The sequence below is a fragment of the Candidatus Komeilibacteria bacterium CG_4_10_14_0_2_um_filter_37_10 genome, from assembly GCA_002793075.1.
Taxonomy (GTDB): Bacteria; Patescibacteriota; Patescibacteriia; order UBA1558; family UBA1558; genus UM-FILTER-37-10.
Genome location: PFPO01000033.1, coordinates 1 through 9,332 on the forward strand (window position 1 = coordinate 1; position 9,332 = coordinate 9,332).

The following is a 9,332-nucleotide window of genomic DNA, read 5'->3' on the forward strand; positions in this document are numbered from 1 at the left end:
CCTTAGCTTCAATTTGACGAATGCGCTCACGAGTAACGCCAAACTCCTGCCCTACTTCTTCCAAAGTATGAGCGACGCCATCCTCGAGACCAAAGCGCATCTCTAAAATTTTTTGCTCTCGTGGTGTTAATTCTTGGATAATCATTTTGACGTGATCCTTCAATAATTGTAGAGAAGCCACACGATCTGGCGTAATTGTTTTATCATCTTCAATAAAGTCACCCAGCGTACTATCCTCATCATCTTCACCAACAGACGTCTCTAAAGAAACGGTCTCTTGCGAAATTTTGATTATCTGTCTAACTTTATCAATCTCCTCTCCCATTTCCGCAGCTATTTCTTCGGGCAATGGCTCGCGACCCAAATCCTGAATCAACTGACGCTCGATTTGTTGAAAACGATTAATGGTCTCTACCATGTGCACGGGAATACGAATCGTCCGCGACTGATCAGCTAAAGCGCGGGTGATTGCTTGTCTAATCCACCAAGTAGCATAAGTAGAAAATTTATATCCCTTACGATAATCAAATTTTTCTACCGCTTTAAATAAACCAATATTGCCTTCCTGAATTAAATCTAATAAAGATAAATTACGCCCCACAAATTTCTTGGCAATGGAAACCACCAACCGTAAGTTGGCTGTTATTAATTTAGATCTGGCTTCCATATCGTTTTTCTCTTTACGCTTAGCCAGAGAAACTTCTTCATAGTTCTTTAGTAACGACACGCGACCAATTTCACGTAAATACATTTGGATGGAATCTGCCGATAAATCAATCAAATCTGCTAGCTTAACCTTATCTTTATTCATTTCCGCATCCAAAATTCCACCATCGGGTATGATAATAAGAATACCGGAATCATCTAAGCGATCTAAAAAAATTTCATAATCTTCAATATAGTCTTCGATCTCTTGAAAAGTATATACCACCTCATCCTCGGTCAGAAAGCCACGCAACCGTCCTTTGTTGAGCAAACGATCAATCTTTTCCAACGTCGGCTGAACCGCTATTGGTCTAACTATTTTTTCTTTCTTACTAAGATCTGCCTTGTGCTTATTCTGTTTCTTGGATTTCGTAACTACCTTATTTTTAACAACTTTTTTCTTCTTTATTATTTTAACTTTCTTATTTTTTTTCACTGTTGATTTAACAACTTTTGGAGTGACTTTTTTCTTCTTTTTGATAACAGCGGGCTTAATAAATTTTTTCTTCTTTTTCATGCTGATTTAAATTAAGATAAATTTTTTAATTCCTGGTGACACTGATGAATCTGTGTCAATAATTGATCGATAAGCTCCTGATCACCACTCGCCTCGGCTTGTTTTAACACACTGGTTAAATTTGCAACTTTGATTAGACGGATCTCTTTTTTCAACCGCTGAATTCTTTGTTCTAATTCATAATCAATTTCTGCTGGTTGCAAATCAGAAAATTCCTTAGTTGCTAGGAGCTCTAAAGTTGTTATTCTATTTAGCCAATCTGGCCGTTGTTTTTCCAAAAAATCATGCAAATTGCTACGGCCTAGTAAATTATTATTTATTTGGCTTGAATCAATACTATTATAATACATAACTATCGTTTTGTAAATATCAGCTAGTTCCAATTCTGGTAATTCCTCGGGTAAAAGTTCAGTGATAACTAAACGAATCTTATCGGGATAAAGCAATAAAATGGCGATGATCCCCTCAGCAATTTTGTGTTTGATAATATCCAAAGAGCTATCCAAATTAATTTCCTGCTCTTTCTCTGTTTTACTAGCTAAACTGTCTTTAGTAGTTGGCAATTTTAATTTATCAGTTAAAATTTTCTCACTAACATTTAATAAATTTGCTAACTTTTGTAAATAATGCGATCGCTCTATTTGATCTGGTAACTTGGCTATTAGCGGTAATAAGTCAGCGGCAATATTTTTCTTATGATCAGAGCGACTAAGATCCTTATCTTTCAAAATAATACTAAAATAATAGTCCATGATATTAACCGCCTGACGTATTGATTCTAACCACAAATCTCTATTTAATTTTATACATTCATCTGGGTCTTTGCCGGCGAGTAATCGAATAATTTTCACATTTAATCCCCTTTGCCAAGCTAAATCCAAACCACGCAAGGCTGCTCGCTCACCCGCCACATCAGCATCAAAAGACATCATGACATTATTAGAGAATCTTTGAATTAAATTAATCTGCTCCGTGGTCAATGCCGTGCCGGAAACACCGATTACGTTTTTGGTACCAGCATTAGCACAAGTAATAACGTCCATATTACCTTCAACGATAATCACGTAATCAGCTTTACGAATAGCGGTTTTGGCTTTATCCAGTCCGTACAATACTTGGCTCTTATTATAAATGAGTGTCTGCGGTGTATTAATATACTTAGCCTCTTCATTACTCATGGTCCGACCGGTGAAACCAATTACCTGACCGTGATGATTGTAAATCGGAAAAATCAAACGATTACGAAAACGATCATAATATTTACCCTGATCATTTTTGACAATCAAACCCGCGGCAAATATTTCATTTTCACTAAAACCATTTTTTTTCAAATAGTTCAGCAGATCATCCCAGGAATCACGTGACCAACCCAGCTGCCACTCGGTCACTGTCTTAGTATCAACAATGCGTTGCTGCAAATAATCACGAACTGTTTGCGCCTCTGTTGCGTGTAAAAGTATGTCATGCCAATAATCAGCAGCTAAGCGAGAAATATCCAACAGTTTATTCTTTTCACTGGCATATTGTGGTTCGTGCCAATCAATTGGCACATTAGCTTTCTTGGCTAATATCTTTAAAGCCTCAGGAAAATCAATACCCTCAATTTTCTGCAACCAAGTAAAAATATCACCACCCTCACCACAACCAAAACAATGCCAAATTTGTTTATCGCGAGATACAATAAAGGAAGGGGTTTTCTCGTGATGAAACGGACAATTGGCTTTAAAATTGTTCATGCCAGCTGGAGTTAACTTCAAATATTCTTGAATTAAATCCGCAATATCCACTCTATTTTTTATTTCGTCTGTTGGGGTAAACATACAACAATATTGTAATAGAAAAAGGTAATAATTGATAGGTGTTGACAAATATTAATTAAAATGATAATATTACACAAAAGAACATTCTATCACTAAAAAATCGGAGCACCAATATGGGCCAACCTCAAACAAAAGGTTATCACCTGATCATTGCTGTACCTGTTACCAAAGCCAAACCATTGAGTAATGTCAATACCTGGCGAGGAGTAACTGAGATTGTTAATCAACACTTACCAACACAAAAAAGTTTCGGCTTTTCCCTAATTAAAAAAGAGGTTGATCAACAAGACTGTGTAGTCTTTAGCGCAAAAACAACCGACTGTTCTGGACCGGTAAAGAAAATGGCTTTAGCTATTGAAAATTTTTTAGTCAGTAATTAAATTCTAACTAAAGCGGATCTATTAAACCTAGACCCGCTTTTTTAATCTACTAATTATCACTCTCAACAATATCATTTTTTGCGCAAACTATCTTTTATATAATTTATAAAATATTGGGAAGCTAAATGCGCCTTATCCTTGATTGAGGCATTAGCAAAAATTTCTTTACTAAAAGTACTCTCAATTACCGGATAAGCAGTGGCTAATCCCTTAAAAGCATACTCAAAATCCGTATTCAGCTGATAACCATTATTGCTCAGCGCCCAGAGCATACTCTTAATCTGCTCACTAATTAGCGTTGAACTACTAAGTGCTTGGGTTAAAATTTTATTTAGTTTTGTACTCTCTTTTTGTAAACCGTCTTTAGTTTGCCATGTTTTCTTTTGCTCGGAATTCGGATCTAGGAATGATTTTAATAATTTAGTGGCCAACACATTGGTTCTCTTCGTATAAATACTGATCACAAATTCATCCAAGGGGAAATCTAAATGCCGACAGATACTACCACAGTCAATCAAATTTAATGGCGTCTGACCAGCTTTAACCAGCCTTTCTATATTATCGTTAGTTAACGCTTGAATATCGATAAAAATATTGCCAGTATGTAAATCAGCGTGAAAAATACCTTCCTTTAATTCGGTTGCTGCCTCTTTAGCTAAATAATTATAGATCTCACTGATATTAACTTTAGCAATCAACTCTTCAGCTGCCTGTTGGTTAATATTATATAGACGGCGTACACGATGCCAAATATGCGCTTGTCTAGTAGCTAGACGCTGATTTTCTTTTTGAACTGACGAATCTTTTGCTTGCTTGATAATTTCAATATCCGACAATGATAAACCCGGCACCTTCTCTTCAATCATTAAATCCGGAGAAACAAAATCAGCGACCACCACCCTGACATATTGTCGCTCTGGAGATCGAGCGGTAATAGAACTGCTTAACATTTTTTGATTCTCATATTCGGTAATAAAGTTTCTTTCCTTAGCGCATACGGTACCGATAGCATCCACTAAGTGTTTGGGTAAATTTAATTCCGGTACTTTGGCACCCAGATACTTCATCACCGCTAAATCCTCTTTTTCTCTTTTCCTAGCCTCATAATTCAATATTTTAGCCACCTTTGCTGAGCTATTCTCATCATTTAATTCTACTTGAAAAGCAGCTTTCACTGAAGCACTAGCAATCAGCGGACCCAATGCCTTGATACTATTTACTTGCTCAGCAGAATTATGAAAAAGTTTATTGTTTTCCACCACCGAGAGGGCGGCAATCTTAGAAAAGTCACCGGCATTTTCTTTGAACTCTCTCATTCTATTTTTTAGAGCCTGATCTTGCACCATATCGCTTTCACTCAACACCTGAGCTATTTTGGCACCGACTGTACCGCATTGCTGTAAAAAAATAGCAATAAAATCTGGTAAGGTCATATTAGTTGACTGATCCTTACTCATCTGATGCATCAGATTAAACAATAGTTCATGATCTCGGATTGGATCGGGATTAAAAGCATCTTTGACTTCGGCATAGCCACGAAAAATATTAACAAAAATATCACGATACAACTTTTTGTCAGCCTTGGGTTTGATCTTTATTTGATAATCACGAAGAATTTGATCATATAAACCATTCAATAGTTCATCTCGTGCCTTTGTACTCTCCGCGTCATTCTGCTTAGTAATTTCAAATACCCCACTGCCCGACATCGTTAAATCAGCTAGCAGATTATTCTGCACTGATCTTGATTGCGAATAAAAAACTTTTTTTATTGAATCAAACTTGCATTGCAAAGCAATACCGCTCTGTACTAAGTCATCAGGCATTGCCCCTCGCGGACTTAATAACCACAAAATATACTGCGATTTTTCCTCCCGCGATAGTTTGCGCAAGTTTGCTCTTAATTCCTCAATCTTTTCCTCACCCGCCCAGATACCCAGTTCTTTATTTTGATCTCTGGCTGCCAGATTGCTTTCTTGGCGTTCTCGACTATAATACAGCTCCTCAATTTTTTCTTTTTGCTCTGAGGTAATAAAAGAACGCATTGCTATCTTATCTAAAAGATCGTTTCTGCTATACGACGGCACAGGTAAATATCTTTCCAGTCGTGCTATTGACTGGGAAAACATATCTGCTAATTGTTCCGAACTGTGCCGGGATTCCCATGATCTAAACAAAAAATTACCTAACTGAAAAATAAAAGCTGGTCCACTACTACGAAGATTATCTTTGGCACTTTGACCAATCTTCTCCATTTGTTCCAACTGCTCATCGCTCAGCTGGTCAATCTTTATTTCCGACCATGGAATATCAACCTTTTCATACTGCTTAAAAACAAATATCGTTTCAACAAGCTCGTTCATTTTATCAATATTATCCTTATCATTTGCTATTGTTTTAACGTATTGTAACTGATTTTCTCTGACATCAAAACTATTAATAATCGGTTTAACAGCAGTGTAGTGGCATACTGCTCGTTGATAATAATTTAACAAAACTAAATCCTTTAAATCATTCCTTTCCAATAAAATATTGTTCATCTCCTCAATACCGCTGGGCCAATTATTATTAATCTCCCCAGCGACTGATCTTTGGTATGCTGCTTGCATTTGTTCATAATAATAACGCAGGGCATAAACATTATTTTTGTTTCTTCCTTGTACCGAGTTAATTTCCAAATCAGCGTAATCTAAATATTGATCTTTGTTCTTTAAATAATTTTCTTTTTTCTCGGCAGTAAATTGAAAATTATTATTACCGCCAGCAATCTTAACGACACTGCTCTTTTCATCTCGTAAATCTTTAGCTTCTGATCCTGGCCGCTCACTAACATCAAGACCGGCTTGTTGTAATAATAAGTATATGCGATTAATACTTGCTGAGCCCTGCCAAGCACCTCCTTGTTGATCGCACATTACGCTTTGCAAGGAAGACAAAACTTGCTCTGGTGTTATTGAACTAACAAATTTAATTGCCTCTCCTTTGTTCCAGTCCGGACCAAAGACTTTTTGCAAACACGGTGGGATGGTATTTAATTCACCATACAAACCATAAACTCGATCTAACAAAACTGCTAGCTGATATTGATCAACGCTTGACCAATCAATCAGGTGAGAGTTATTTCGTACACACTCCATAAATGCTGGTGATGCGGGAACGTCGCGATAACTACTTTGTTGCAAAAGATACTTGACGGAGTAAATACTATTTTCTTGCGCCATCAAATCATCAAATCTGGTACCTTTTCTTTGCTCAACTGGCAATAATGCATAAAAGTCCTTTATTTGTTGCTCGTTTAAAAGATATAATATTTTTTTATTAGTAAAACCAGCAACTATTTCCTCGGGTAACTGGGCTTTTCGTTGATTATATTCAGCCGTCATAATTTGCTGTTTTACTACTCGCTCATCAAGAACTGGCTCACGATAAAACTCCACTAAACGTTGAAAGTACTTTCTTTGACTTTTAATATTCTCTCGCCAACCGTAGAGTGCGTCATGTAAATTACCAATCGAATAATAAGCATTGTCTCCTTTTCTTATTTCATTATTAATACTTCCTAAATCAGCTATCAATTTATCCAGCTCCTGTTGTAATCCTTGCCACTGAACAGTATCAGTGGGCGCTAATTCGGTAAATGATAAACTATTCGGGTAATCTCTAACTGATTTAATAATGTTTATTATCCTCTCTAATTGATAATTTTTACTCTTATCTTTATTCTTTCTTTGCTTATCGTTGATTAAATCTAAACATTGCTCTGCGGCGGCAGCGAGCTTTGTTTGTTGCTGCTGATTACTATGAAATAACGCTGAGTATTCAGCAAGGGCATAAGTATCAACTCCTTCCGCTCGCATCTGATTAATATTTTTATTAGTCATTAAAAAATTATCCTCCTGATACTCTCGATCAGGATCATTAACCTGTGTAAATAAATAATTGTTCAGCTGCCATTGCCAATAATGTTGACCAGCGCTAGCCTGATCCAAATTCAAAAATAATCTCTTGGCCATTAATCTATCCAATTGTCGACCAATCTCTTGTCGCCGAGCATTTCTTTCTACTTCACCACTAGCTGTTTGATAATAAACTAATAATTTTTTGTAATATAACTCCTGTGTTTGCTCAGACATTAACAGGGATAAATCATATTGTGGGCAATTAAACAAATAACTATCAATGGGTTGATTGCTAGTAGAAAGTAAGGCAAAAACAAATTGATCTAACTGCTGAGCAGAAAAATCAATCTTCTCGTCTTGCTTATTACTCTGATCAAAAAGGTGATTATTAACAGCACTCGTCAATTGTTCCTGGCTACGACTCAGAGCTTCATTTGGTGTACTGGTCAAACCATTAAGCTCCCATAGTCTTTGAATAAATTTTTGGCGGGATTGTTCGCCACTACCTTCTGTGAACTGATTAGCAAAAAATAGACGACTAATGGAAAGCTGAATAGTAGCACTTAAATCAGCATTGGTTTTCTGCCACAATGTTAACTTAGATTCGTCCTTGTCATGAGTCTTCAGAATCTTGAGGGCATTGCCAGTGCTCAAGAGATAATAATAGTATTGCTCAGCTGCTTGGCGTGGATCTTGTTCAATTTCTCCTAACCACTCCTTACTAGCACACCATTCATGAAAATACTGCGTTAATTCTTGACTAGTTGTTTCTGGATAATTTTTTTCAAAAATAGCAAATCTCTGTGCTGGCGGTAAACGCTTAAGATGAATAATCTTTTTAGTTAAGCCAGTGAGACCAATAACTTTCTCAGCCGGCGATAAATAATGCTTTAATAAAATTTGTTCAACTAATATCGTGAATTGTTCCGTCGTTAACAACTGAGGATTTTGATCCAAATAATTTAAACACTCCAGAGCGCCTAGATAGGAAGTTAAAATTTTTTGTTGCCAATATTCTAGGGTATTTTGTTCAGAATTTACTGATTCCTTAACTAAGTCACTCCTAAAAGTATCTATATTATTCTTATAAATCTGTCCATAATTACTGCTCAAATGACCGCAAGCTGTTTTATCTAAATGTTTTTTACCAAACAAAATCAAGTCCTCTAAATCAGACAATGCCAAATAACCATCAAATCCTTTATCACTAAAGACAACATCGCTTAAATGGTAATATTCATAACCGTCATTATGGCTAGTATAATCATAATGAACGAATTTATTCCGCTCAGCTCCATGATCAAAATCAACCCAACATTTTTTGACGCAGCCAATCAAGCTCGTCAAATACTTTGTTATCCGGACGCGATCAGCAGAAGTCAATGAATGAATTTCCGGACTTGACCAAAAACTCTGAAAATAATCTTTAACTGATTCTGTCTGCGGTGCATCATGATCAAAAATATTGATCGCCATCTTACTAAAAATATTCAGTAGCTCCGGATAACGTGGCAAATCCTGATATTCCCGTGTTTCTTGCTCAATCAAAGTCGTACCAACTTCCATACATTTTCTTAAAATCGGTATTTTTTTACTACCCTCATACAGCTGTCGCGGTTTTAATCGATAATCACTACTGCAAAAATCAAAACCATACTTTTTTGTTAAAATATCCAGCAATAACTTTTTTATTTCCACTCCACTCGCCAAACTAAACTGGTACGGACGATTGTAGTTAAAGGTCATGGGATACAAATCATGATCCTTGGTTGTCCTTAAATGATTTTTGATATCTTCTTGTTCAGAAAATTCTAGACTTTTTTGATAATTTTGATATTGCTCAATAATGCGTTGCAAAAATTTACTCAGCAAAGGTATTCTATTAGCAATCTCTTCTGACAAAGGAATAGTGCATAAATCATCAATACTTAAATTGGCAATAAAATTTATATCATCTTCCTGAATATTGGGACCGGCTAATATTTCATCACCGATAGGAATATAATCTTTA

Annotated in this window: 4 protein-coding genes; 1 reads left to right on the forward strand and 3 read right to left on the reverse strand. The window is 36.1% G+C overall.

Translation table 11 applies throughout. The features are described 5' to 3' along the window. Together COX77_01755 and COX77_01760 are read right to left on the reverse strand one after the other, a co-directional pair. The coding region (locus COX77_01755; protein ID PIZ99351.1) for an RNA polymerase sigma factor RpoD at nt 1–1,222 on the reverse strand (1,222 nt) is incomplete at its 3' end. An 11-nt stretch (nt 1,223–1,233) separates the two neighbouring features. Beyond that, nucleotides 1,234–3,042: a DNA primase gene (locus COX77_01760; protein ID PIZ99352.1), complete on the reverse strand. Its 1,809-nt coding sequence runs from the start codon at nt 3,040–3,042 to the stop codon at nt 1,234–1,236. Between the two features lie 113 nt (nt 3,043–3,155). On the opposite strand from COX77_01760, the gene COX77_01765 reads away from it, so the two are divergent. Then, entirely contained in the window at nt 3,156–3,422 is a 267-nt protein-coding gene (locus COX77_01765) for a hypothetical protein (GenBank protein ID PIZ99353.1), read from the forward strand. Between the two features lie 71 nt (nt 3,423–3,493). Here the strand turns inward: COX77_01765 and COX77_01770 are convergent. After that, nucleotides 3,494–9,332, reverse strand: a 5,839-nt coding sequence (locus COX77_01770; protein PIZ99354.1) for a hypothetical protein, incomplete at its 5' end; no start/stop codon positions are given.

What these genes read in the sequence shown, in the direction of transcription:
- COX77_01760 (PIZ99352.1), bottom strand. Translation starts at nt 3,042, where the DNA reads ATGTTTACCCCAACAGACGAAATAAAAAATAGAGTGGATATTGCGGAT.
- COX77_01765 (PIZ99353.1), top strand. Translation starts at nt 3,156, where the DNA reads ATGGGCCAACCTCAAACAAAAGGTTATCACCTGATCATTGCTGTACCT.